Below are 23,592 nucleotides of genomic sequence, written 5' to 3'. Positions count from 1 at the left end.
TTAAATGAATTTTGATTTTGTTATAAATAAAAAAAGCCTCAATGAAGAGACTTTTTTATGATTCTATTACCTACGATTAGATGATTAACATGGCATCACCGTAAGAGTAGAATTTATATTTTTCTTTTACCGCTTCTTCATAGGCTCTCTTTATAAAATCGTGACCTGCAAAGGCTGAAGTCATCATCAATAAAGTAGATTTTGGCGTATGAAAATTAGTAATCATACAATTGGCAATGCTAAAATCGTATGGCGGGAAGATAAACTTGTTGGTCCATCCTTCAAACTCATTTAAGCGCCCGTTAGAAGATACAGAACTTTCTATGGTTCGCATCGATGTTGTCCCCACGGCACACACACGTTTTTTATTTTCAATAGCATCATTAACAATATCTGCAGCTTGCTTGTTAATAATAATTTCTTCACTGTCCATTTTATGTTTAGACAAATCTTCTACTTCAACAGGATTAAAGGTTCCTAATCCCACATGTAAAGTTACCTCTGCTGTTTTTATACCTTTAATTTCTAAACGCTTTAATAAATGTTTAGAGAAGTGCATCCCTGCTGTTGGCGCGGCTACTGCACCTTCATTTTTAGCATATATTGTTTGGTAGCGCTCTTCGTCTTCTGGCTCTACCTCTCTGTTAATATACTTAGGTAATGGTGTTTCTCCAAGTTCCGTTAATTTTGCTCTAAAATCAGCATAAGACCCATCGTATAAGAAACGTAAAGTTCTACCTCTAGAGGTTGTGTTATCTATAACCTCAGCAACTAAAGTTTCGTCATCACCAAAGTAAAGTTTATTTCCTATTCTAATTTTACGTGCTGGATCTACTAACACATCCCAAAGACGTTGTTCTTGGTTAAGCTCACGCAGTAAGAAAACCTCAATACGCGCACCCGTTTTTTCTTTGTTACCAAATAAACGTGCTGGAAACACCTTGGTATCATTCATGATCATTACATCACCTTCATCAAAATAATCTATAATATCTTTAAATTGTTTGTGTTCAATAGTTTGTTCTGCTCTATTTAACACCATCAATCTTGCTTCATCTCTGTGTTCTGCAGGGTGTTCTGCTAATAATTCATCTGGAAGCTCAAAATTAAAGTGGGATAATTTCATGTATTAGTTTTAATAGATTAATTGAATAAAATGAAACTTCAATAGGCATATAAGAAGACTTTGCTTCTCCCTTCTTTAGGTTTCAAATCTGTAATTTTATCTCGAACTGCAAATATACAATCTCAACATAGGCCTTGTCAAGTAAATAAAGGTTTATTTTACTTTACAACAAGGGTCTTACTGATATTGCAAGGTCTAAAAGCGGCCCAAATTCTTATGCCTTTTTGGCCCATTGAAAGCCAATAGTTTCTAAATCTTTCCAAAATTCAGGATAAGATTTACTCACCACATTGGCATCCTCTATAACTAATGGCACTTTTAATCCTAAAGGGGCAAAAGCCATAGCCATTCTATGATCGTTATAGGTTGGTATTTTTACATTGGAGTTGATACTTTCAGAGGCTTTTAGATGTAAGGTTTTATCCGTAATAATAACGTCTGCACCTAACTTTTCTAATTCCGTTTTAAGTGCCACCAAACGATCCGTTTCTTTAATTTTTAAAGTATGTAGGCCTTCCATAAAACATTCTAAACCTAAGCCAAATGCTGTAACTGCAATAGTTTGCGCAATATCTGGTGCATTTTTAAGGTCGCGTTCTATTTTAACGCTAGCCTCTACAATGCTTTCCTTCTTTAACGTTATAGCATGTCCTTTAAATTGCGTGCTTACCCCAAAACTTTTATAAATATCTGCTAAGACTGAATCGCCTTGTAAACTTTCTTGTTTATAAGAGGCTATTGTAATTTCTGTCCCCACATCACTTAAGGCAATAAGGCTATAAAAATAAGATGCCGAAGACCAATCTGACTCTACCGTTAAGGTTTGTTCTGCAATGGTTTTTGGTGCCGGTTGCACGGTTATCACCTGATCTTTAAAGGTCGTTTCTATTCCTATACTATTTAATAAACTCAAGGTCATATTAATATAAGGTACAGAAGTAATCTTACCATTTAAGGTTAACTCTAAGCCATTTTCTAATTTTGAAGCGATAAGCATTAAAGCCGAAATGTACTGACTACTTACATTAGCTTCTAGGGCCACTTTACTTTTTGTTAGCTCTTTACCAATAATTTTTAATGGCGGCACACCTTCATTTTCAAGATAACTAATATCAGCACCTAAGGTTTTTAAAGCCTCGACTAATATTTGTATTGGACGCTCTTTCATCCTTTGAGATCCTGTAATAACGGTTTCTCTTCCCTTCTGAATTGAAAAGTAAGCCGTTAAAAATCGCATTGCGGTTCCGGCATGATGAATATCAATACATGTGTCTTCAGAAATCAAAGCTTTTTGCATGACCTCAGAGTCGTCTGAATTCGATAAGTTTTCAATACGAATTTGAGGATATAAGGCTTGAAGCAATAAAAGACGATTAGACTCGCTTTTAGATCCTGTAATTTGAACGGTTTGATGGTTCTTTAGCTTTGATTTTTGGATACTGATGTCCATAGTAAATTGTAATAATAAATTGAAGCTACAAAACTACTTTAATTTATCATTATTATGATGTCTGTTATGATCTCGTTTGGTTTTTAAATCTAATTTTTTATCAAAAGCCGCTTGTAAATCAATTCCGGTTTGGTTGGCTAAGCATAAAACCACAAATAAAACATCAGAAAGTTCCTCTCCTAGATCTTTGTCTTTATCGCTTTCTTTTTCGCTTTGCTCACCGTAACGTCTCGCAATAATCCTAGCCACTTCCCCAACTTCTTCCGTGAGTTGTGCCATATTGGTAAGCTCATTAAAGTATCTTACTCCATGAGCCTTAATCCAATCATCAACTTCCTTTTGTGCGTTTTTAATATCCATTTTAAACTTTAGTTAATACAATTTGTTCTGCTTGCTTTTCTACAATTTTACCATAAAAGGCTTTAAAATCTTTGTAGTCTGAAGGCAAAATTAAAGGATTAACGATATCTAATTGGGCTTTAAGCTGAATAAAATTTCCATTTTGTTTTACGAGGTAAGAAAACTTAACATTAGCATCTTTAAACGCTACAGCTTCAGAATTTGGTAAGGACTCTACCTTATAACCTTCTGGCAACATAATATTGACCATGTATTTGTCTGAATTAGGAATCACGAAATCTACAGGATACTCACGTTCATCTAATTTAAACGGATTCTCTTTGGTGGCTAAGAAGAATAATGGTGAAAAATATAGCTTATCACCTACTTCATCAATACCATCAGAAAGTTCGTATTCATAACTTATTTTAACCGGCTTTGATACGTCATCGGCATTATTAAACGTAAGTTCATTAATCTCAATATCTCCTTTATCCTTTTCTAAAGACTTCATATGGTCTTCACTCGTAATTTTCGCATATCTATTTCTGTAGAAATACGCATTGTAATTTGTAAGTTGCTTAGATAGTTTTCCTGAAATAGAAAAATCGTCGTTAATAGAAACATTAAGCATTGCTGCCGATACCGACATTTTTTTAGGCTGTAAAGGAATCCAGCGAGACACTTTATTATTTTCAATTAAGCGTCCTTGCCAATTTAATACACGTGTTGGTAACACGTTTTCCGTGCTGTACTCTTCAGTAGCATCTAACAATAATTGGGCGTCACCACTTTGCACACTACAAATAACATAATTAAAACCTTCTCGCGTAGGAAATAGTGGAATACCATTATTTCTTGTACTTACTAATACCGGATTGGCATTTACACCTTGAGATCGTAACATAGAAACCATCATAAGGTTAATATCTGCACTATTACCTTCACCTTCTTTATAAGCGCCTCTTACCCCTTTTGAGGTGTATTTACCATAGCCTTCATTCCATTTCACTTTAGACTTCACCAATTTCTCCACAGCAAAAGCCTTTTCAAAATCACCTTCTATCCCTGCAAGTGCCTTATCTAAGTCCTCTTTATAAATGCTGAATTTCCCCAATTGTCCCCCAAAATGATCGCTTTCATAAATGGTTTTAGATACATCTTCCCAGCTCGTCGTATAAGATCGGGTTAATTGTTTCATGTTATTTAAAGTCGCCGTAAGCTCTAAAGCCATTTTACTTCTATAATTGCTGATGCTCCCCGAAAAAGCCTCTTCTCTAATCGCTGGAATATTGTCTTCATTTATAGCTAAAATATTAATCCTGTATTCAAATGGAACTTTCGTATTTTTAAAGGTCTCCTCTATTTGAGGTACAAACTTAGCTCTTAGATTAAGCTGCTTGTTATACACATAATATTCTGGTGTACCCACAGTTACTTCTAATTTGTTAACAGGTACTGAAAACTGAAAAAGAATATCATCAATACTAATTCTTGGCGATGATACTTTATACTTATATTCTATAACAGTCCCTTCCTTAACGCTAGGCATAGTAAAAGAACTTATTTTTGTGTAGTCGTTATAATCTTCTTCAAATTTACCATCACTTTTTAGCTTTTCCTTTTCAATTTTTCCATTAACAAGGTTATAACTAAAACCTTTTATCCCTGTAATTTGTTCACGCTGATTCGTCCCTTGATACAAATAGACTTTTTTAGTTGCCCAATCAAATCCATCTTTATTATAAACCTTAATACGCATATGCATCTCACGCTCTTGTATAAACCCTTCATTATTGGAATAGAAAAAGCGAATCTCTTCTTTACGATATAAAATAGCTGCAGGTGCCGCTGAATCTTTAGGATGAAATTTTTCTTGTAGTTCTGCTTTAGAAATTTTGCCAAAATCATAATCTTGAGCATTGCTATAGGTTAAGCTCATTATAAATATCAGGGCCGTTAATACTTGCTTCATGTTGTTTTGTTTGGTTGGTTTTTTGGATTTGTGTTTTGTTTGGGTTTAGGCTTTAGTCAGTACTATTTTACTTTTATCGAGTTTCACAATCTGTTTTCTAAAATCTCTAAAGGCTTTATAATCGTCTTTTTGGTACTTTCCTTTTAATAAAGAGAAGGTTCTTGTGTACTTTAGTCTATTGGCATCTAAAATTTCAAGTTTAAAACTGTAGGTCCCAAATTTGCTTGTTACTTCTTTAGAGTCCGTCATAGCTTCTACTTTTAACCCTTCTGGCAATTGAATGATAAACTCGTCTGTATCTTTAAATGAACGATCAATTTCAAATTCTAAAGTGCGTTCTCTATAACGCGGTGGAATCCCCGTAACTTTATTAAAAAAATTAGGTTGTAAAATAAGGCGCGTTCCACTTATAGAGGCATAATTACTAGCCGATAGATTTAAGTCTTCAGTATATACCACGTTGGTTTTATCATTACTGATATTAATGGCATCTATACTAAGGTTGTTAATATCACCCCAATATTCTTTATAATAGATGTGCTGATCTCTCACTGATTTTTCTCCTATCCCCTCGTGTCTACCGTATTGATAACCGGTAGAAGTAATAGCCACCTGTGCTGTAAATCCGCCTTGGCTATCTAAGTCTATAGTTGCAGCGGTATGCTGTACACTATCATCCGCATCGTAGGCTTTAGTTCGTACAATTTCTCCACCTTCAGGCTTTACTAATAGCACATCTCTATCATCGGTCCATCCTGCTGAAAATCCAAAAGGATTAGTTTGGCTGGTACATTCTAAAAAGATATTTTCTTCGCCATTAGGCACACAAAGTATCGCATGGTTTCCTTGAGCTGATGAAAATTCACGATCAATGTTTAAGATATCACGACTCCCGTATACTAAGGTATAATAGGCCGGTACATCTACAGCTTCTAATAAGGCTTTGGTATAATTGGTTAACCCTTTACAATCGCCATAACCAAGGTCATTAACATCATCGGCCATCATTGGTTTCCACCCTCCAATACCAATCTGAACACTGATATAACGGGTTCTGTCTTGCATATATTTATAGACCAATTTGGCGCGTTCTACTTTATCTTCTACACCTTCTGTAAGTTTTTTAACATCATCAATAGCTTCTTGAGGTAACTCATCCGTTCCGCTTAAAAGCTCTCCATAAACCCATTTTCCAAAATCTTTCCAGTTGTTATTCACCCCTTCTACGCCATTCATATTAAACTTTGTAAGGGCTGGTTTTATGTTGGGTGTAAATGTGACTAAAGACGGACTATAAGCTTCGTAGTCAATTGCTGGTAAATCTTCTATTTTATAATGAAATTCAGACACCTCATCTACTTTATTACCTTCAAAATTTTGCTTCTTTAAACGTAGTGGAATTTGGGAATTATTCTCAATCTGATATTCCGCATATTCAATCCCTAAATAATAACCATCAATTGGGCGCCATTGCGGAATAAAAGCAGTACTTGAATGCTTAACTTCAGAATTATACTCAATAGTATACGGGTAACTTACCGGCGTATAATCGTAATATTTTATACGACTATCAGAATACAAGGTTCCACCACTTACAGCACTATTATCTATAAAGTCATTTTTTTTAATTTTCTTAATTTCTTCCCCTCTACTGTCATAAATTCTAGCTTCAATACTTTTAATGCTTGCGTTATCGCTATAAAACTCTAAAGAATTTGCATGAGAATCACCGTATTTATTAAAAACTGTGACAATACGTTTGGTGTGAACCACCATTTCATCAATGGCATTAATTTCTATTAATTGCTTATCATAACGCACTATAGCATTAGCGTCTTCAATTAAGTCTAAAGACACCGCTGAAGCGTTATAAACACTCTCGGACTGCGAAAAAGCGAAATAAGATATAAATATTAAAAATAGGAAAAGCGATTGGGACTTTAAGCGGATAGTAGGCATGAGTTGATTTTGACGGATTTAGAAGCACAATATAAGAATGTTATTACAACTCTCAAATTATCCGTAAAAAATTTAAATGGACAAGCGATAATCTAAAAAGAATCTTAATAAATCTTTCTTATACTGCCTTATCACTGAAGCTCCGAAATAGTTTAGCTACACCCTATGCTTAGAATCTATAATAAGTGTTACCGGACCATCATTAACCAAATGCACTTTCATATCGGCACCAAACGCTCCGGTTTGTACAGGTTTTTCTAATCCATTTTGAAGTGTTTTAACAAAAGCCTCGTATAGAGGAATGGCTACATCGGGTTTGGCTGCTTTTATATAACTTGGACGGTTGCCTTTTTTCGTGCTCGCATGTAGCGTAAACTGACTCACCACAATAACATCGCCATCGACTGCTTTAAGTGATTTATTCATCACAGCATTCTCATCTGGAAAGACACGAAGATTAATGATTTTATTACACAACCAATCGATATCGTCTTGGGTATCTTCATTTTCAATACCAAGAAGTACCAAAAGTCCGTTTTGTATGGCCGCTACTTCTTTGGTGTTAATAACTACTGAAGCTTCAGAAACTCTCTGTATCACTATTTTCATAAATAAAACAAGTTTTTCTTACGGGGAACACTGTGTTAGGCTATACTAGGCCTCATCCCAATTATCGGTTCGGTAATGCTCATCTTCACCTTCTAAAATTTGAAGGTAACTACGGTATCTTGAATAGGAGATTTCATCGTTTTCTAAAGCATCCTTTACGGCACATTTAGGCTCATTAAGATGAATACAATTATTAAACTTACAGTCTTGTTTAAGGGCGAAAAACTCAGGAAAATAATCCCCAACCTCTTCTTTCTCCATATCTACAACACCAAAACCTTTAATCCCCGGAGTATCTATAATTTTGGCATCAAACCCTAAATCGAACATCTCTGCAAAGGTTGTAGTATGCTGCCCTTGTTTATGTTGTTCTGAAATGGCTTTGGTTTTTAAATCTAAAGTTGGCTCTATAGCATTGACTAAAGTTGATTTCCCAACGCCAGAATGCCCAGCAAACATACTGACCTTACCTTCCATTAAGGTTTTTACCTTATCTATATTTTTCCCTGTAGCTGCAGAAATACCAACGCACTCGTAGCCAATAGCACGGTATATACTCGCCAAGTATTTCACTTCAAATAACGTCTCCTCAGAGTAGGTATCTACTTTATTAAACAACAAGACGGTTTTAATAGAATACGCTTCTGCAGTAACCAAAAAACGATCTATAAAACTGGTCGATGTTGGTGGACTATCTATAGTAACCAATAAAAACACCTGATCAATATTAGACGCAATAATATGGGTTTGCTTAGATAGGTTAACCGACTTACGAACAATATAGTTTTTACGTTCTTCAATACGATTAATGACGCCTGTTTCTGTATTATTCTTAGTCTCTAGAGAAAAGGCGACTTTATCACCAACAGCAATTGGGTTGGTACTTTTAATACCCTCCAATCTGAAACGGCCTTTAATTCTACATTCATAGAATTTACCATTTAAAGTTTTTACAGTGTACCAACTGCCCGTAGATTTATATACTGTTCCTGTCATTACTACAAAGATGAATAATATTGTTTTAATATCGTAAAAAAAAGGCTCGCAAAATTTGCGAACCCTTCTTTAAATTAAAAAATCTTGAGTTAATCTTTTACGATTTTCTCTTGGTGGTTTATGGATTCTTGGTGAATAGCTTTAAACATACGTAAAACAAATTCTTCGCTTAAGCCTCTAGATTCGCCTTCTAGAACCATATTTCCTAGAATCTCATTCCAACGTTTGTTTTGTAAAACCGCAACGTTTTTCTGCTTTTTAAGTTTTCCAATACCGTCAGCAACTTTCATACGTTTTCCTAACAAATCAATAATCTGATTATCGACCACATCAATCTGTGCTCTAAGATTATTTAATTCTGAATTGTACTCAGCTTCCGGATCTGACTCTTTTCTAATCTTTAAGTCGTTCATAATCTGCACGAGGCTCTTAGGCGTTACTTGCTGTGCAGCATCACTCCAAGCGTTATCCGGATCGAAATGCGTTTCTATCATTAAGCCATCAAAATTAAGATCTAAGGCCGTTTGAGAAACATCTAAAATCATATCGCGCTTTCCGGTAATATGCGATGGGTCATTAATTAAAGGTAAGTCTGGGAACCTATTCTGAAATTCAATAGCCAATTGCCATTCTGGAATATTTCTATATTTTGATTTTTCGTAGGTTGAAAACCCTCTGTGAATAGCACCTAAATTTTTGATTCCGGCACTGTGTAATCTTTCAATACCTCCTAACCATAAGGCTAAGTCTGGATTTACAGGATTTTTAACTAAAACCACCTTATCAGTTCCTTTTAAAGCATCAGCAATTTCTTGCATAATAAAAGGACTTACAGTAGAACGGGCACCAATCCACAATAAATCTACATCGTGTTCTAAAGCAAGCTCTACATGATTTCTATTAGCCACTTCCGTTGCTGTTTTTAATCCTGTTTCTGCCTTTACCTTTTGCAACCACTTTAAACCTAAGGCTCCAACACCTTCAAAGTTTCCTGGACGTGTTCTTGGTTTCCAAATTCCTGCTCTATAGTAATTAACATCTGTATCTTTTAGCTCATGAGCTATTTTTAAGACTTGCTCTTCTGTTTCCGCACTGCATGGCCCGGCAATAACCAAGGGATGATTTAACTTCATATCATCTAACCATGTTCTCATTTCTTTCGTGTTTTCCATTTTTGCTTTTTTTAATCTAATTACTATTGAATTCCTTTTAATATCTCTTTAATATAATTTGTTTTTTCCATCTCATTAAAAACCTCGTTAAAATCTTGGGCTTCCATAAGTTCTTTAAAATGCTTTAAATTATTAATATATTCATCTAAAGCTTCAACCACATTGGTTTTATTTTGGTTAAAAATTGGCGACCACATCGCAGGGGAACTTTTTGCTAAACGCACCGTACTTGCAAATCCACTACCAGCCATATCAAAAATATCGCGTTCATTACGCTCTTTATCAATAACGGTTTTACCTAACATAAACGCACTGATATGCGATAAATGCGACACATAAGCAATATGCTTATCGTGAGCCTTAGGATTCATATAACGAATACGCATACCCAAATCTGAAAACAACTTTAAGGCTTTCTCTTGCAACTTAAAGGCCGTCTCTTCTACTTCACAAATAATATTGGTCTTGTGTTTATACAAGTCTTTTATGGCCGCTTTAGGGCCAGAATGCTCTGTACCTGCTATAGGATGCACCGCTAAATAATTACGACGCTTAGGGTGCGATTTTACCACCGCACAAATATCTTCTTTGGTAGAGCCCGCATCAAAAACGATGGCATCATCTGAAACCCGATCTAAAACTTCTGGTAAAACTTTTAAGGTTGCATCTACAGGAATAGCAATTATAACGACATCTGCTTTATGCAACGCCTCAAAATCTGCTTTCTCATCGATGATTCCTAAAGCTAAAGCTTCATCAAGATGTGCTTCAGTTGTATCAATTCCGAAAACCTTACAATCAGGGTGTAATGCTTTTATATCTAAGGCAAAACTTCCTCCAATTAAACCAGTTCCTATTATAAATATATTTTTCACTTTTTTTTCTCTTTGTTTCGTCCTAAGGCCACACGACCTTTAGGTCCTTATACTCTTGCAATAGCCTCTTCAATAAGGTCTTCTTCCGCACATAATGAAAACCGCACATAACCTTCTCCATTGCTTCCAAATACGGTTCCTGGTGTTATAAATAAGGAATGTTCTTTTAAGACTAAATCTGTAAATTCTTCAGATTTTATATGAGGTGGCAATTTTGCCCACACAAACATTCCCGTAGCTTCGTCATCATAGGTACAATTTAAAGCTTGTGCCAATTTATAGACCAAAGCTCTTCGTCTTTGATAAACACTATTTAAACTTTTAAACCAGATATCAGAACATTTTAAAGCCTCAATAGCCCCTTTTTGTATTCCGAAGAACATTCCAGAATCCATATTACTTTTTACTCGTAATACCGCATTTACAAAATCGTATTTCCCCACTAACATCCCAACACGCCACCCGGCCATATTAAAGGTTTTACTTAAGGAGTTTAACTCTAAACAAACGTCTTTAGCATCTCTGTACCTCATAATGCTATTAGGCTTGTCATTAAGTATAAAACTGTAAGGATTATCGTTTACAATTAAAATATCGTGACGTTTACCAAAGGCAATCACCTTATCATAAAACTTATTCGTTGCATTAGCTCCAGTTGGCATATGCGGATAATTTATCCACATAATTTTAACACGGCTAAGATCTAAACGTTCTAAAGCACTAAAATCGGGTTCCCAATTACGGTCGGCTTTTAAATCATACATGACCGGTTTTGCTTCTAACAATTTTGTTACTGCCGCATAAGTTGGATAGCCTGGATTAGGAATTAAAACCTTATCTCCTTTATTTAAAAATGCCATAGAGATATGCATAATCCCCTCTTTACTTCCCATTAAAGGTAAGACCTCCGTTTGCCCACTTAAGTGCACTTGAAAATGCTTATTATAAAAACTAGCAATAGCATCTCTTAATTCTGGCAAGCCTTGATAACTCTGATACTGATGCGCTTCAGGCTCCATTAAACTATCTTGAAGCATCATTGAAGCTTTAAATGGAGGCTCTAAATCTGGACTTCCAATACCCAAATTAATTATAGGCTTCCCTTGCGATTTTAAAAATGCAACTTCTTTTAGCTTTTTAGAAAAGTAGTATTCTTCAACTTTTTGTAAACGTTTTGCAACTTCAATCATCGTTTTGCATTTTTATATTCTCCTAATACTTTAAAATTCTCAGCCATAATGGTCATTATGGACTTCGCTTTTTCGTAATTTTTATACGCGTCAAAAGTCACATCCACAAAAAACGCATACTTCCATGGTGTATCAATTTTTGGTAAAGATTGAATTTTAGTGAGGTTCAGTTGGCAATCACTTAATACATTGAGTAAGCTAGCTAAACTGCCACGTTTGTGTTCTAATTCAAACTTAAAGGACGCTTTATTAATAAGCGCTTGGTTATTATTATCCTGAACCCGCTTTACAATAACAAAGCGTGTTTCATTTTCTTTTATGGTTTGGATACTCTGCGCTAAAATATTTAAGCCGTAAAGCGCTGCTGCCGTTTTACTCGCTATAGCGGCAATTCCTTTTAATTGTTGCTCCGAAATTTGTCTTGCAACCTCTGCGGTATCTTTAGCTTCAACCAATTTTATATGCGGATACGCTTTAAAAAAAGCCTTACATTGTAATAAGGCCATTGGGTGCGAATGCACTTCTTTAATATCTTCTATAGCCTGATTATTAAGCGCCATTAATTGGTGCTGAATATCTAAATAGTACTCCCCAACAATACTTAAATGGTTGTTATCAATTAAAGCATAATTTGGAATAATAGATCCTGCAATAGAGTTTTCTAAAGCCATTACAATTTCATCAGAAGCCTCATCCAATAACGTTTTAATCACCGTATCAAAGGTCATACACTCCACAACATCAGACTGATTATCAAAATAGTTACAAACCACTTCATGATGAAATGATCCTTTTACTCCTTGTATGGCGATTGGTTTTTTCACAATTATTTTTTTTAATTCTACAGGCTTAAAAAATTTAGGAGGCTTTCACTTCAAAAAGGTTTTAAACAAAAAAAGTCTCGATTAGATCGAGACTTTAAATACTATATTTTAAATAAAACATACTCAGTCTCGTTCCTTTAGCTAAAAAAGAAATAAAACCAGTTATAATATGCTCTAGATATGTTCATCTTAAGGGTCCACTTAGGTGGGCAATTTTAATTATAAGGCTAATGTAATTATTATTTTTACAAATCAAAATTGTTGTATTGTTTTTTTCTGAATAAATTTAATATTTTAAAGATTTAACAATAATTGCATTACAATATTCGGAAATAACTACTTTTGAATAAATTCTATTTCTATGTCTATTGAAGTCTCAAACATCACGAAATTCTACAAAGATCAGAAAGCACTTAACGAGGTCTCTTTCAAGGTCAAAGATGCTGAAATTGTTGGTTTTTTAGGACCAAATGGTGCTGGAAAATCTACCATGATGAAAATCTTAACCACCTATATACAGGCCTCTGAAGGTACTGCTACGGTTAATGGTTTTGATGTTAACACGGCTAAAAAAGAGGTTCAAGCAAGCGTTGGTTACCTCCCAGAACACAATCCGCTTTACACCGAACTTTACGTTAAGGAGTATTTAAACTTTAACGCCAATGTGTATGGTGCTCCAAAATCTAGAATAGACGAAGTTATTAAACTAACAGGATTAGAGCCTGAAGCTCATAAAAAAATTGCACAGCTTTCTAAAGGTTACCGTCAACGCGTTGGTTTGGCCAATGCCTTATTGCACGACCCTGAAGTTTTAATTTTAGATGAACCCACAACAGGGTTAGATCCTAACCAACTTATAGACATTAGAAACTTAATTAGAACGATTGGGAAGGAGAAAACGGTTTTCTTATCTACGCATATTATGCAAGAGGTTGAAGCTATGTGCGACCGTGTGATTATTATAAATAAAGGTGAAGTTGTTGCCGACAAATATTTAAAAGATCTTAGAGATGGTCAAGAACAAGTGGTCATTGTAGAGTTTGATTTTAGAGTGGAAGATGCTTTTTTATTAAGATTGCCAAAAGTAAAGTCTGTAACCAATACCTATGGCTTTGTTTATGAAATTACCTTTAACACAAAAGAAGACATGCGTTCTCATGTCTTTGATTTTGCCCATGATAATGAGTTGAAAATATTACAACTGAATCAGAAGAATGCTACTTTAGAAAGTTTATTTCAAGATTTAACTAAGTCATAGCGCTAAGGATTAGGCCCTACTCTATAAATAACTGACCGGTGTAAAAACGTTCTACATCAACCGCTAAAGGTTGGTTTACAGCAATTAAATGCCCGGTTCCTTTTATTTGCCCTGTTAAGGACAACTGCGGATTTACAACCATATCATTACTTCCACGATGGTAAACGTTAACCTGTTGGGCTACTAAATTAGCGCCTTCAAAACGACCTGCGCCGGAAAAAAAACCGATATCCAAATTTTCAACAGTTCCTTCCATATAAAAGAAGGCTAAATTATTGGAGATAATATGGAGTTCTTCTGAATTAATTTCCAATCTAAAATCGCCTATGGTAAATTCACTTTCAACATTATAACTTTCAGAAATCAAATTCAACGCTTCATATTGCAAGAGACCATCTGAAGAAATATCATACTGTGTTGAAGATCTTATGGTTTTTAAATCTGGAGCTTCAACAAACACTTTTGTTAAACCGTAAGCCCTAAAGTAATTACAGGTATTATTATCCGTTAATATCAATTGATTATCCACCACCTCAACCTTAATATCGGGCATTAGATTCTCACCGGTTTCTACGGTAACTTTATAATTTTCGGCTTGTTTTATAACAACTTCAACATCTCTATGCACTATAATACCTTCAAAACTCGGTACCATAATTTCCTGTTGCACCAAATCACCAGAAGTTTGAAAGCAATCGTTTACCTCCTCACTATTACAAGCAAAGCACAACACAATTCCTAATATGTAGATAAGTTTTTTCATAATCTTAAACCGATTCCAAATTCTACAGCTTCTGCCTTTGCCCCATGAGACTTTAAAGTAATGGCTCCAAAAACACGTTGACCAAAATAACGTTTTAAGCCCACTCTAAAATAGGTCCGGCCTTCAAAATCATAAGGGTAGTATACGTAATATCCCAATTGGGTAACGACGGACATTTTATTGATAAACAACTCATGTCCTGCAAAAAGTCCGACACGCTTATAATCTTCATCTCCTTGAACATTTTCTTCAGGGAACGATACCGATTGGTAGTAGATCAATTCTTTCAGAAATTGAGAGAAAAACACATCGGCACCAAACTGAATTGCACTTAAAGCGCTTAAACGTTTATCGGCATAAGCGGAGACAACATAGAAGGGAAATTGTCCGCTACCAATAACGTCACTCTCATTAATACCTGAACGAAAGACCACATTATACTTTACCGGTTCTGTAAATATCTCTTCGTCTTCATTTTTTATATAATCAGGCGTATTTTGATGAATTTGGTAAGTCATCCCCACATTGAAGGCTACAGTATTCACACTTGTATTAGGTGCTCTTACATTAGCGTTGGAATAATGAACAAGAGAAAGGCCGGCCTGTAAACCAAAGTGTTTAAAAATGCGATCTTTTTTATAATTAAGCATCAGATAGGTAGAGCTTAAAACATCAGAACCAAAGGCTATATTCTTAGGATTACTAATCTTATCGTAAGGATTGGTATTGTAGGCTAATCCTTGAGCCAAACGCAGCATCATATGCCGTTTAAAAAAGTAAAAATTATAATGCGCGTAAAGGCCATAACTTTTACCTAAGGTATTGTTCTTAAAATCCTGGTACATAAATGACGCCCCATAATCTGGATAATTATAGCGCTGTTGCCAAACTTTCTCGCCAAAGGTTTGTTGGTTATAACTTAGCAAAACCCCTTCAGGATGCCCAGTAATAAGATGAAGAATGTCGTTGTTGTGCAGTGCTATATTTCCGCCGAAATAATTAAAGTCAACATAACCGTACTGTTTTTTTTCTTGTCCAAAACTCACTAAGGACAAGACTATTAAAACGGCACTAAAAAAATTTCGCATTGCTAAGGATTAAGCCGCTAAAGTAATCAATAATTACAATTTTGACCTGTAGACCACACAAAGTCTGCTATACAAATAATGTGGCAAGCAGTGAAATAGCCGTTAACAACAAAAGTTGTAACACAAATCTAAAATCTGACTTATATTTATTTATCAATTTCATCATTTTAAGTTTTACCAAAATAAAGTGCTATAGTCTCTATTGGTATTAATACATTACAAATATCGAATTTAAAAAACAGCCCTTTGTTAATTAAAATCTAAGAAATAGTTATCTAATTAAAACGAGGGTAACATTGGCAAAAAATTGCGCAATATTATCCTCGTCTAAAAATTAAGGTGCTAAAAAGCTACCTCCTTTATAAAACCTTACATAATGGCTTTCACTACCGCTTTAGGCGATTCTTTTCTAGACCCATCAAAGCCATTAATTCCACTTACAGTGGTATATTTTAAAACAAATTTCTTTCCTGGGTTCAATCGTTTATAAGCTGATTGACACATTAGCGTAGCTTCATGAAAACCACAAAGAATAAGTTTTAATTTCCCTTCATAAGTATTAACGTCACCAATGGCGTAAATGCCAGGAATATTAGTTTGGTAATCTAAAGTATCGACTTTAATGGCATTTTTTTCAATCTCTAATCCCCAATTACCAATAGGCCCTAATTTTGGAGACAGTCCAAATAACGGAATAAAAGCATCCGCTTCTAGGATTTGCGTTTCACCATCTTTAGTTATAGAAACTCCTTCTAATTGATTTTCACCATGCAAAGCTGTAATTTCAGCTGGGGTGATGATATTTATTTTATTCAACAATTTAAGTTCCTGTACACGTTCTACAGAATCTAAAGCACCTCTAAACTCATTACGTCGGTGTACTAAAGTCACTTCTGACGCCACATCGGCTAAGAAAATACTCCAATCTAATGCAGAATCTCCTCCTCCCGCAATAACCACTTTTTTATCGCGATACACTTCAGGGTCTTTAATAAAATACGCTAAGCCTTTATCTTCGTAATTTTCAATAGCCTCTAAAACCGGTTTCCGCGGCTCAAAACTTCCTAAACCACCAGCAATAGCAATGACTGGCGCGTGGTGTTGGGTTCCTTTATTAGTAGTAACAATAAAGCTACCATCTTCTAATTTTTCAATTGTTTCAGCACGTTCTCCTAAAGTAAATCCAGGTTGAAACTGTTTTCCTTGTTCTAATAAATTAGAGGTTAGATCTCCCGCTAATATTTCTGGAAATCCTGGAATATCATAAATGGGTTTTTTAGGATACAATTCTGAACATTGACCACCTGCTTGTGGCAGTGCATCAATTAAATGACATTTCATTTTTAATAATCCCGCTTCAAATACGGTAAATAAACCTGTTGGTCCTGCGCCTATGATAAGTATATCTGTTTTAATCATAATCTATAATTTCTCTACTAAACCTTTAGTGAATTCATTTAATTTTTCGACTTTCTGTTCAAAGTCACCTTTAATTGTTTTTCTATATATATTGAGATTCTTTACTAAATCGTCAATATTTTCAGGGATAACGTCTTCAAAAAATTGACGTAATCGCTTTGCGGTAGTTGGGGATTTTCCATTGGTCGAAATTGCCACTTTAACATGGCCTTTAGTGACAATTCCTCCCATATAGAAATCGCAGTAGGGTGGGTTATCCGCTACATTGATTAATTTATCTTGCGCTCTACAATCTTTATAAATTTCGATATTAACCTCTGGTACATCAGTAGTCGCAATGACAATATGATGCCCTTTTAAGTAATGACTGTTATAGGTATCTGTGATGGTCTGAACATCTCCTGTACCCGCAATAGCAAGGGTTCCTTCTCTAAACATAGGCGCCACCATGGTTACCGAAGCATCAGGACTCGACTTTAATAAAAAAGTGAGTTTTTCCTCTGCCACATAGCCACCTCCTATAATGAGGACTTTAAGTTGGCTTGCTTTTAAAAAAATGGGATATAAATTGTTACGTTCCATTATGAGGCTATTCTATTTTGAGTGGTCTGTTTTATAACATCTGCTTCCTTATAAATCGCCGAGAGATCCACCCGTTGATTCACCACTTCACCAATTATGATGATTGCCGGATTGGCCAATTGCTTTTCTTCAACTATCGCTTCAATTGTTGCTATTTTCCCTATGCCTACTTTTTCATTTACTCGTGTCCCATTTTGAATAATCGCTATGGCGGTTTCAGATTTCCCTTCCGCCGTAAATATTTGAACAATTTCTGAGAGTTTACTCATTCCCATTAAGATCACCACCGTAGCGGTAGACTTTGCTGCCAAAGCGATATCTCCTGAAATTTGATGCGACTTTGTCGTTCCTGTTATCACCCAAAAACTTTCGGAAGCATGCCTTTTGGTTAACGGAATACCTTGGTACGCCGGTACGGCTGCACAAGATGAAATTCCTGGCACTACAGCGACCTCAATAGCATAATCTTTAGCAAACTCTAATTCTTCGGCACCACGACCAAAAATAAAAGGATCGCCTCCCTTTAAACGTACCACATGACCGCAGCGTAACGCGCGCTCAATAATAAGCTCGTTAATTTGATTTTGCTGATAGGCGTAACATCCGCGACGTTTCCCCACAAAAATTAATTCTGCATTTGGAGACGCATAGCTTAACAACTCGTTATTAACAAGGGCGTCATATAAAATTACATCAGCAGCCTTAATGGCTTTAATAGCCTTAACGGTAATAAGATCTACATCTCCCGGTCCGGCTCCGACTATGGTTAATTTTGGTGTCATAGTTTTAGTTTTTTTCAGCCACCTGACGCGCTCTAAACGCTCTCACAGTTTCTAAGAACTGTTGTGCTGTTTTAATATAATTACTCGCAAATGCTTCTGAAGGCGGATACGCCTTTATTTGATAGATTAGTTCTGAAAACGAAGTTCCTAAATCAATCTGCTTGGTTTCAACAAAATACTCATCAAACTGTTTGATGATTCCCGCTTGGGTATTGGTCTTTATATTTTCTGAAAGTAAAATGGCTTTTGCTGAATTCACCATAGAACGATAGGCCTCATAAATAGCTCCCGAATACACCTTATTAGCATAAGCGGTTTTGGCCTCTTCAATTTTTTCGTCACTTTCCAAAAACAAAGTCGCTATTAAATCGATAACCACTCCGGCACATTCCCCAATACCTATCGCTTTAACATAAGCTTCCTCGGTTCCCCAATCAATAAAATCGTCTTGGGTAAGATTATCTATACGCGAAAGATCAGTTAAGAGTTGGTAAAAGTATTTTTCTCCTTGCGCTTTATAATAGTCTACAAATGGAACTCCATTGGCATGCGCTTCATAATCATCTAAGATTCTACGCAGGGCTTCAGGACCTCTTCGACTTGGAATTTTAACCACTTTATCTGCAAAAAAAGCCTTACCATCACCTAAGTTTCCACCTCCTAAAAGCACCTGTAATGCTGGTGCCACTAATTTATCTTTGGTTCTTATGGACATCCCTTGAAAACCAATATTGGCCATATTATGTTGACCACAGGCATTCATACAGCCGCTAATTTTAATCACTAAGTCCCCGTTTTCTAAATATTGAGGATATTCCGCTTTAATAACGCGCTCTAACTCTTCTGCAATTCCTGTACTACTGGCTATCCCCAAGTTACACGTATCGGTTCCGGGGCAAGCTGTGATATCTACGGCTTTATTATAACCCGCTTCTACAAAACCAAGTTTCTCTAATTCAGAATAGAAAAATGGAAGTCCTTCTTCTTTTACATAAGGAATTAAAATATTCTGACGCAAGCTTAATCTTATTTCCCCTGCCGCATACTGTTCTACCAAATCGGCTAATAATCGGGCCTTATCCGTATAAAAATCTCCTAAAAGAACTTTAATACCAATAGCCACATATCCGTTTTGTTTTTGCGGAATAACGTTGGTCGACTTCCATAATTTGTAAGCCGCTTCATTTGTAATGTTGACCGCTGGAAAATCGGTATCTACAGGTTGTGATGCCTCATAATTAGACGTATCAATAGGCACTGTTTTAAATTCAATGGCAGTTTGTTCTTCTTCTACCAAACCTTTAAAGGCCTCTAATCCGATATCTTTTAATAAGAATTTCATGCGGGCTTTGGCTCTACTTTTTCGTTCGCCATAGCGGTCAAAAACACGTAAAACACCTTCCATTAAAGGAATAATTTTATCGGCCGCTAAAAACTCGTAAAACAAATCGGCATGTCTTGGTTGCGACCCTAAGCCTCCACCTAACATCACTTTAAAACCTTTTACACCATTTTCAATTTTGGCAATAAACCCTAAATCGTGCATGTAAGACAAGCCTGTATCTTCATCTGAAGCGGAAAAAGACACTTTAAATTTCCGACCCATTTCTTGACAGATTGGGTTTCTTAAAAAGAATTTAAACAAGGCATCGGCATACGGCGACACATCGAAAGGCTCATTGACATCAATCCCCGCGGTTTCACTCGCCGTTACATTTCTTACCGTATTTCCACAGGCTTCTCTTAAGGTCACATTATCGCGCTCTAACTCCGCCCAGAGTTCTGGGGTTCTGTTTAGATCTACATAATGAATTTGAATGTCTTGACGCGTTGTAATATGCAAACGGCTTCTAGAATACTCATCAGAAACTTCTGCAATACGACGTAATTGATGACTGCGCACTTTACCATAAGGCAGCTTAATTCTTATCATCTGTACGCCTTCTTGTCGTTGTCCGTAAACACCACGTGCTAAACGCAGGCTACGAAACTTTTCTTCGTCTATCTTACCCTCTTTAAATAGCTCAATTTTTCGTGCTAATTCAAGGATATCCTTTTCAACTACAGGATTTTCTAATTCGGTTCTAAAACTTTGCATCGGTGCTAGGTTTATTGAAAATGTATGCCACATTCTCGGTTAAGGAGTGCTTTTATTGGATCAAAATACTGGTCGTTTTTCGCCAAATTATTTTCGGCGATATATTGATCTAAGTCGGCATCACTCCAATAGTAAAACGGACTCACTTTTAAAATGCCGTCTTTACTATAACTTAAAATATCTTTTTTGTCTCTAAACTCGGTTTGTCTAATTCTAATATTAGTAAACCATACGTCTGGATTTTGTTCTTTTAGCGCGCGCCTGAAGGGTTCTAATTTTACAGCTTCAGAAAATAATTCGTGATTATCATCTTCAAGACTTGGCAAACCAATAGTGTTATCAATTTCTTCCTTAGTATATAAACTCTGGTACTTTTTGATATTCAGTTTATAGGTATCAATTAATTCCGAAGCATGCGCATAAGTGCTCGGTTGGTTATAAAGTGTATCGCACCACACCACTCTAATGTCCTTGTCTAGTTTAGACATGGTGCTTAATAAAACGGAAGAGTAAATCCCAAAACTGGTGGTTACAATTCTATTTTCAGACAAGCCTAAGGCCCATTTTGCGATTTCTATTGGCGTTTTATCGCGTAATTTTTTATTCCAAACGTTAATATCTATATCTATCATTTTCCCCATTTTATGTTATTCCAAGTGCGTTCATGAAAAAAGTAAAGCAACATTTTAGTTACTAATTCTACTCCTCCTATAGAAACAGCCAAGGCTAGAGTTCCGGTTATTAAATATGAAATAATAACAGTATCTAAGGTTCCTACAATGCGCCAACTGATGGTTTTAGCCACACTTCGCTTCATTTTCTCTTGATTTGTATCGGACTCATTTTCAACCTTTTTTAAGTGAGAATGAGCATGAAATATACTATTCATAATATCTAATTAATTCAAAAATCTATTACCCTATAGACTTACTAGGATAATACAAACATAGATATTATTTTTTACTTAGGTCGTTCTTTTAAGAAAAAAATATAAATGAAGGCTTTAGAAATGTCCTAACTCCCATAGGGTTAGCCGCAGTTAGCCTAGGCTATACTTACAATGTCACTTTAGAATTGGATAAATCTGCTAAGCTTGTATTTCTGAAGATTTCGAGGGTGTTATCACGAACTTTAAGCATAATTTTATTTACGGCGCAGGTATCTTCATCCGGACAATCGGCACACTTTTCATAAAAATTAAGGCTTACACAAGGCACCATAGCAATGGGACCTTCAAGCAGACGCATAACGGTAGTCATAGGAATCTCTTTAGGGTTTTTAAGAAGGTAATACCCACCTCCTTTACCTTTTTTAGAGCCTAAGAGTCCGTTTTTTTTCAAGGTTAACAAGATACTTTCTAAAAATTTTTGGGAAATATTTTCCGATTTAGAGATCGTAGAGATCTGCACCGGCATCCGATCTTCCTGCCTTGCTAAGTGCACTAAGGCTTTAATTCCGTATTTTGTTTTCTTTGAAAGCATAGTGTAAATCTAAGACAATTTTAATCATCTTAAAAAGCTAAAGCCTTCTCAATTTCGTTTTTTTAAGGTTTTCTTTAGATAATAAGGTCTTCTGTATAAATTTTAATACGTACTTTTGCCGTGAAATTAAAAGAGGAAAAATTTGTCTGATTGCAACCTCTAGTGCTGAAACCTTTTCAGTACCTGTTCATTAAGAACAGATTCTGAAATCACTTCAGAATAAAAAATGCTAAAGCAGTAAGTTTTCTACTTCTCTAGCGACCCTGTAATCGAACGGTTTTTCATAACTGAATTATTATATTTTAATCATTAGATTTATGCCATATTTATTCACTTCAGAAAGTGTTTCTGAAGGACACCCCGATAAAGTTGCTGACCAAATAAGTGACGCTTTAATAGACCATTTTTTAGCTTTTGATCCTGAATCTAAGGTGGCCTGCGAAACTTTAGTCACTACAGGCCAAGTTATACTTGCAGGTGAAGTGAAGTCTAAAACCTATTTAGATGTACAGAAAATTGCAAGAGATACCATTAACAAAATAGGATACACAAAAAGTGCTTATATGTTTGATGGCAATTCTTGTGGTGTTCTTTCTGCGATACATGAGCAATCTGAAGAAATTAACCAAGGTGTTGATAGAGCTTCTAAAGAAGAACAAGGTGCTGGTGACCAAGGAATGATGTTTGGATATGCCACTAACGAAACGGAAAACTTTATGCCGTTAGCTTTAGATTTATCGCATCGTATCTTAAAGGAATTGGCTGAATTACGTCGTGAGAATGAAGACATCACCTATTTAAGACCCGATTCTAAAAGTCAGGTGACTATTGAATATAGCGATGATAACGTGCCACAACGTATTGATGCTATTGTAGTCTCTACACAGCATGATGAATTTGATTCTGACGATGCCATGTTAGCTAAGATTTATAGCGATATCAAAGAGATTTTAATCCCAAGAGTTATTGCTAAATTACCAGCACATATCCAAGCCTTATTTAACGACGACATTACTTACCATATTAACCCTACAGGGAAATTTGTTATTGGAGGTCCTCATGGAGATACCGGTTTAACCGGACGTAAGATTATTGTAGATACTTACGGTGGAAAAGGTGCTCATGGTGGTGGTGCATTTTCAGGAAAAGATCCAAGTAAGGTAGACCGTAGTGCCGCGTATGCGACCCGTCATATCGCTAAAAATTTAGTAGCAGCGGGATTATGTGATCAAGTCCTAGTGCAAGTCTCTTACGCTATTGGTGTTGCCAAACCTATGGGAATTTTTATAGATACCTACGGAACTTGTAAACTTCCAGATTTAACCGATGGGGATATCGCCAAAAAGGTTGAACAACTTTTTGATATGCGTCCTGCAGCTATAGAAGAACGTCTAAAATTACGTCAGCCTATGTATAGCGAAACAGCTGCTTATGGTCATATGGGAAGACAACCACAAAATGTAACCAAAACGTTTCACCAACCTAACGGTGAACCTAAAACTGTAGAGGTAGAATTATTTACTTGGGAGCTTTTAAATTATGTAGACCAAGTTAAAGAAGCCTTTGGCATCTAAACATTAGATGACCATAGACCTAAAAAATCCCC

Annotated in this window: 22 protein-coding genes; 2 read left to right on the top strand and 20 right to left on the bottom strand. The window is 35.7% G+C overall.

Going from position 1 to position 23,592, the window contains the following annotated elements:
- Nucleotides 1–76: 76 nt before the first annotated feature.
- The 11 genes from queA to ACFQ13_RS16325 form a co-directional block, all read right to left on the bottom strand.
- Nucleotides 77–1,126, bottom strand: coding sequence for a tRNA preQ1(34) S-adenosylmethionine ribosyltransferase-isomerase QueA (queA, locus tag ACFQ13_RS16375; RefSeq protein WP_386119256.1), 1,050 nt, complete (start codon nt 1,124–1,126; stop codon nt 77–79).
- A gap of 214 nt (nt 1,127–1,340) precedes the next feature.
- Entirely contained in the window at nt 1,341–2,576 is a 1,236-nt protein-coding gene (locus tag ACFQ13_RS16370) for a 3-phosphoshikimate 1-carboxyvinyltransferase (RefSeq protein ID WP_386119254.1), read from the bottom strand.
- 33 nt (nt 2,577–2,609) lie between these two features.
- Complete coding sequence (locus tag ACFQ13_RS16365; RefSeq protein ID WP_386119252.1) at nt 2,610–2,936, bottom strand: nucleotide pyrophosphohydrolase; 327 nt, start codon at nt 2,934–2,936, stop codon at nt 2,610–2,612.
- 1 nt (nt 2,937) lies between these two features.
- Nucleotides 2,938–4,890 carry a transglutaminase domain-containing protein gene (locus ACFQ13_RS16360; protein WP_386119250.1) on the bottom strand — a complete coding sequence of 651 codons (1,953 nt, stop codon included), beginning with the start codon at nt 4,888–4,890 and terminating at the stop codon, nt 2,938–2,940.
- A 45-nt stretch (nt 4,891–4,935) separates the two neighbouring features.
- Nucleotides 4,936–6,747, bottom strand: a complete 1,812-nt coding sequence (locus tag ACFQ13_RS16355; RefSeq protein WP_386119248.1) for a DUF3857 domain-containing protein — start codon at nt 6,745–6,747, stop codon at nt 4,936–4,938.
- A 258-nt stretch (nt 6,748–7,005) separates the two neighbouring features.
- Nucleotides 7,006–7,458 (bottom strand): D-aminoacyl-tRNA deacylase, encoded by a 453-nt coding sequence (gene dtd / locus ACFQ13_RS16350; protein ID WP_386119246.1) that lies wholly within the window; start codon nt 7,456–7,458, stop codon nt 7,006–7,008.
- A 45-nt stretch (nt 7,459–7,503) separates the two neighbouring features.
- Nucleotides 7,504–8,454, bottom strand: coding sequence for a ribosome small subunit-dependent GTPase A (gene rsgA, locus ACFQ13_RS16345; RefSeq protein ID WP_386119244.1), 951 nt, complete (start codon nt 8,452–8,454; stop codon nt 7,504–7,506).
- A gap of 89 nt (nt 8,455–8,543) precedes the next feature.
- Nucleotides 8,544–9,626, bottom strand: coding sequence for a bifunctional 3-deoxy-7-phosphoheptulonate synthase/chorismate mutase type II (locus ACFQ13_RS16340; RefSeq protein WP_114308551.1), 1,083 nt, complete (start codon nt 9,624–9,626; stop codon nt 8,544–8,546).
- A gap of 23 nt (nt 9,627–9,649) precedes the next feature.
- The gene (locus tag ACFQ13_RS16335; RefSeq protein ID WP_386119241.1) at nt 9,650–10,501 is read right to left on the bottom strand and encodes a prephenate dehydrogenase; all 852 of its coding nucleotides are present in this window, start codon (nt 10,499–10,501) and stop codon (nt 9,650–9,652) included.
- Nucleotides 10,502–10,548: 47 nt separating this feature from the next.
- Nucleotides 10,549–11,691, bottom strand: coding sequence for a pyridoxal phosphate-dependent aminotransferase (locus ACFQ13_RS16330; RefSeq protein ID WP_386119239.1), 1,143 nt, complete (start codon nt 11,689–11,691; stop codon nt 10,549–10,551).
- Complete coding sequence (locus tag ACFQ13_RS16325; protein WP_386119238.1) at nt 11,688–12,515, bottom strand: prephenate dehydratase; 828 nt, start codon at nt 12,513–12,515, stop codon at nt 11,688–11,690. The genes ACFQ13_RS16330 and ACFQ13_RS16325 overlap by 4 nt, the downstream gene beginning before the upstream one ends.
- A gap of 361 nt (nt 12,516–12,876) precedes the next feature.
- On the opposite strand from ACFQ13_RS16325, the gene gldA reads away from it, so the two are divergent.
- The gene (gldA, locus tag ACFQ13_RS16320; RefSeq protein WP_386119236.1) at nt 12,877–13,773 is read left to right on the top strand and encodes a gliding motility-associated ABC transporter ATP-binding subunit GldA; all 897 of its coding nucleotides are present in this window, start codon (nt 12,877–12,879) and stop codon (nt 13,771–13,773) included.
- 16 nt (nt 13,774–13,789) lie between these two features.
- Here the strand turns inward: gldA and ACFQ13_RS16315 are convergent, their stop codons facing one another.
- The 9 genes from ACFQ13_RS16315 to ACFQ13_RS16275 form a co-directional block, all read right to left on the bottom strand.
- Nucleotides 13,790–14,536 (bottom strand): head GIN domain-containing protein, encoded by a 747-nt coding sequence (locus ACFQ13_RS16315; RefSeq protein ID WP_386119234.1) that lies wholly within the window; start codon nt 14,534–14,536, stop codon nt 13,790–13,792.
- Nucleotides 14,533–15,624 (bottom strand): acyloxyacyl hydrolase, encoded by a 1,092-nt coding sequence (locus ACFQ13_RS16310; protein WP_386119231.1) that lies wholly within the window; start codon nt 15,622–15,624, stop codon nt 14,533–14,535. Before ACFQ13_RS16310 ends, ACFQ13_RS16315 begins: the two co-directional genes overlap by 4 nt.
- A 369-nt stretch (nt 15,625–15,993) precedes the next feature.
- Nucleotides 15,994–17,043, bottom strand: a complete 1,050-nt coding sequence (locus tag ACFQ13_RS16305; RefSeq protein ID WP_386119229.1) for an NAD(P)/FAD-dependent oxidoreductase — start codon at nt 17,041–17,043, stop codon at nt 15,994–15,996.
- A gap of 3 nt (nt 17,044–17,046) precedes the next feature.
- Complete coding sequence (locus ACFQ13_RS16300) at nt 17,047–17,625, bottom strand: precorrin-2 dehydrogenase/sirohydrochlorin ferrochelatase family protein (protein ID WP_386119227.1); 579 nt, start codon at nt 17,623–17,625, stop codon at nt 17,047–17,049.
- On the bottom strand, nt 17,625–18,407 hold the full coding sequence (gene cobA, locus ACFQ13_RS16295; protein ID WP_386119225.1) for a uroporphyrinogen-III C-methyltransferase: 783 nt from the start codon (nt 18,405–18,407) through the stop codon (nt 17,625–17,627). Before cobA ends, ACFQ13_RS16300 begins: the two co-directional genes overlap by 1 nt.
- Nucleotides 18,408–18,411: 4 nt before the next feature.
- The gene (locus tag ACFQ13_RS16290; RefSeq protein WP_386119224.1) at nt 18,412–20,505 is read right to left on the bottom strand and encodes a HEPN domain-containing protein; all 2,094 of its coding nucleotides are present in this window, start codon (nt 20,503–20,505) and stop codon (nt 18,412–18,414) included.
- An 11-nt stretch (nt 20,506–20,516) separates the two neighbouring features.
- Complete coding sequence (locus ACFQ13_RS16285; protein ID WP_386119221.1) at nt 20,517–21,137, bottom strand: phosphoadenosine phosphosulfate reductase domain-containing protein; 621 nt, start codon at nt 21,135–21,137, stop codon at nt 20,517–20,519.
- Nucleotides 21,134–21,322 carry a DUF2061 domain-containing protein gene (locus tag ACFQ13_RS16280; RefSeq protein WP_245935375.1) on the bottom strand — a complete coding sequence of 63 codons (189 nt, stop codon included), beginning with the start codon at nt 21,320–21,322 and terminating at the stop codon, nt 21,134–21,136. Before ACFQ13_RS16280 ends, ACFQ13_RS16285 begins: the two co-directional genes overlap by 4 nt.
- A gap of 238 nt (nt 21,323–21,560) precedes the next feature.
- Nucleotides 21,561–21,986, bottom strand: a complete 426-nt coding sequence (locus ACFQ13_RS16275; RefSeq protein WP_114308541.1) for an RrF2 family transcriptional regulator — start codon at nt 21,984–21,986, stop codon at nt 21,561–21,563.
- 317 nt (nt 21,987–22,303) lie between these two features.
- On the opposite strand from ACFQ13_RS16275, the gene metK reads away from it, so the two are divergent.
- A complete protein-coding gene (gene metK, locus ACFQ13_RS16270) occupies nt 22,304–23,560 on the top strand; it encodes a methionine adenosyltransferase (protein WP_386119218.1) in 1,257 nt (418 codons plus the stop codon).
- Nucleotides 23,561–23,592: the final 32 nt, after the last annotated feature.

It is taken from the genome of Winogradskyella rapida (genome assembly GCF_042675845.1).
Classification (GTDB): Bacteria; Bacteroidota; Bacteroidia; order Flavobacteriales; family Flavobacteriaceae; genus Winogradskyella; species Winogradskyella rapida.
Note: the sequence above shows the minus strand (reverse complement) of the source record. Positions and strands in the feature narration are given on the sequence as shown.

Excerpts from the sequence above, each read along its gene's own strand:
- rsgA (WP_386119244.1), bottom strand. The coding sequence starts at position 8,454 with ATGACAGGAACAGTATATAAATCTACGGGCAGTTGGTACACTGTAAAA.
- metK (WP_386119218.1), top strand. The coding sequence starts at position 22,304 with ATGCCATATTTATTCACTTCAGAAAGTGTTTCTGAAGGACACCCCGAT.
- ACFQ13_RS16330 (WP_386119239.1), bottom strand. The coding sequence starts at position 11,691 with ATGATTGAAGTTGCAAAACGTTTACAAAAAGTTGAAGAATACTACTTT.
- ACFQ13_RS16310 (WP_386119231.1), bottom strand. The coding sequence starts at position 15,624 with ATGCGAAATTTTTTTAGTGCCGTTTTAATAGTCTTGTCCTTAGTGAGT.
- ACFQ13_RS16340 (WP_114308551.1), bottom strand. The coding sequence starts at position 9,626 with ATGGAAAACACGAAAGAAATGAGAACATGGTTAGATGATATGAAGTTA.
- gldA (WP_386119236.1), top strand. The coding sequence starts at position 12,877 with ATGTCTATTGAAGTCTCAAACATCACGAAATTCTACAAAGATCAGAAA.
- queA (WP_386119256.1), bottom strand. The coding sequence starts at position 1,126 with ATGAAATTATCCCACTTTAATTTTGAGCTTCCAGATGAATTATTAGCA.
- ACFQ13_RS16280 (WP_245935375.1), bottom strand. The coding sequence starts at position 21,322 with ATGAAGCGAAGTGTGGCTAAAACCATCAGTTGGCGCATTGTAGGAACC.
- ACFQ13_RS16305 (WP_386119229.1), bottom strand. The coding sequence starts at position 17,043 with ATGATTAAAACAGATATACTTATCATAGGCGCAGGACCAACAGGTTTA.
- ACFQ13_RS16290 (WP_386119224.1), bottom strand. The coding sequence starts at position 20,505 with ATGCAAAGTTTTAGAACCGAATTAGAAAATCCTGTAGTTGAAAAGGAT.
- ACFQ13_RS16300 (WP_386119227.1), bottom strand. The coding sequence starts at position 17,625 with ATGGAACGTAACAATTTATATCCCATTTTTTTAAAAGCAAGCCAACTT.
- cobA (WP_386119225.1), bottom strand. The coding sequence starts at position 18,407 with ATGACACCAAAATTAACCATAGTCGGAGCCGGACCGGGAGATGTAGAT.
- ACFQ13_RS16315 (WP_386119234.1), bottom strand. The coding sequence starts at position 14,536 with ATGAAAAAACTTATCTACATATTAGGAATTGTGTTGTGCTTTGCTTGT.
- ACFQ13_RS16370 (WP_386119254.1), bottom strand. The coding sequence starts at position 2,576 with ATGGACATCAGTATCCAAAAATCAAAGCTAAAGAACCATCAAACCGTT.
- ACFQ13_RS16275 (WP_114308541.1), bottom strand. The coding sequence starts at position 21,986 with ATGCTTTCAAAGAAAACAAAATACGGAATTAAAGCCTTAGTGCACTTA.
- ACFQ13_RS16285 (WP_386119221.1), bottom strand. The coding sequence starts at position 21,137 with ATGATAGATATAGATATTAACGTTTGGAATAAAAAATTACGCGATAAA.
- dtd (WP_386119246.1), bottom strand. The coding sequence starts at position 7,458 with ATGAAAATAGTGATACAGAGAGTTTCTGAAGCTTCAGTAGTTATTAAC.
- ACFQ13_RS16365 (WP_386119252.1), bottom strand. The coding sequence starts at position 2,936 with ATGGATATTAAAAACGCACAAAAGGAAGTTGATGATTGGATTAAGGCT.
- ACFQ13_RS16360 (WP_386119250.1), bottom strand. The coding sequence starts at position 4,890 with ATGAAGCAAGTATTAACGGCCCTGATATTTATAATGAGCTTAACCTAT.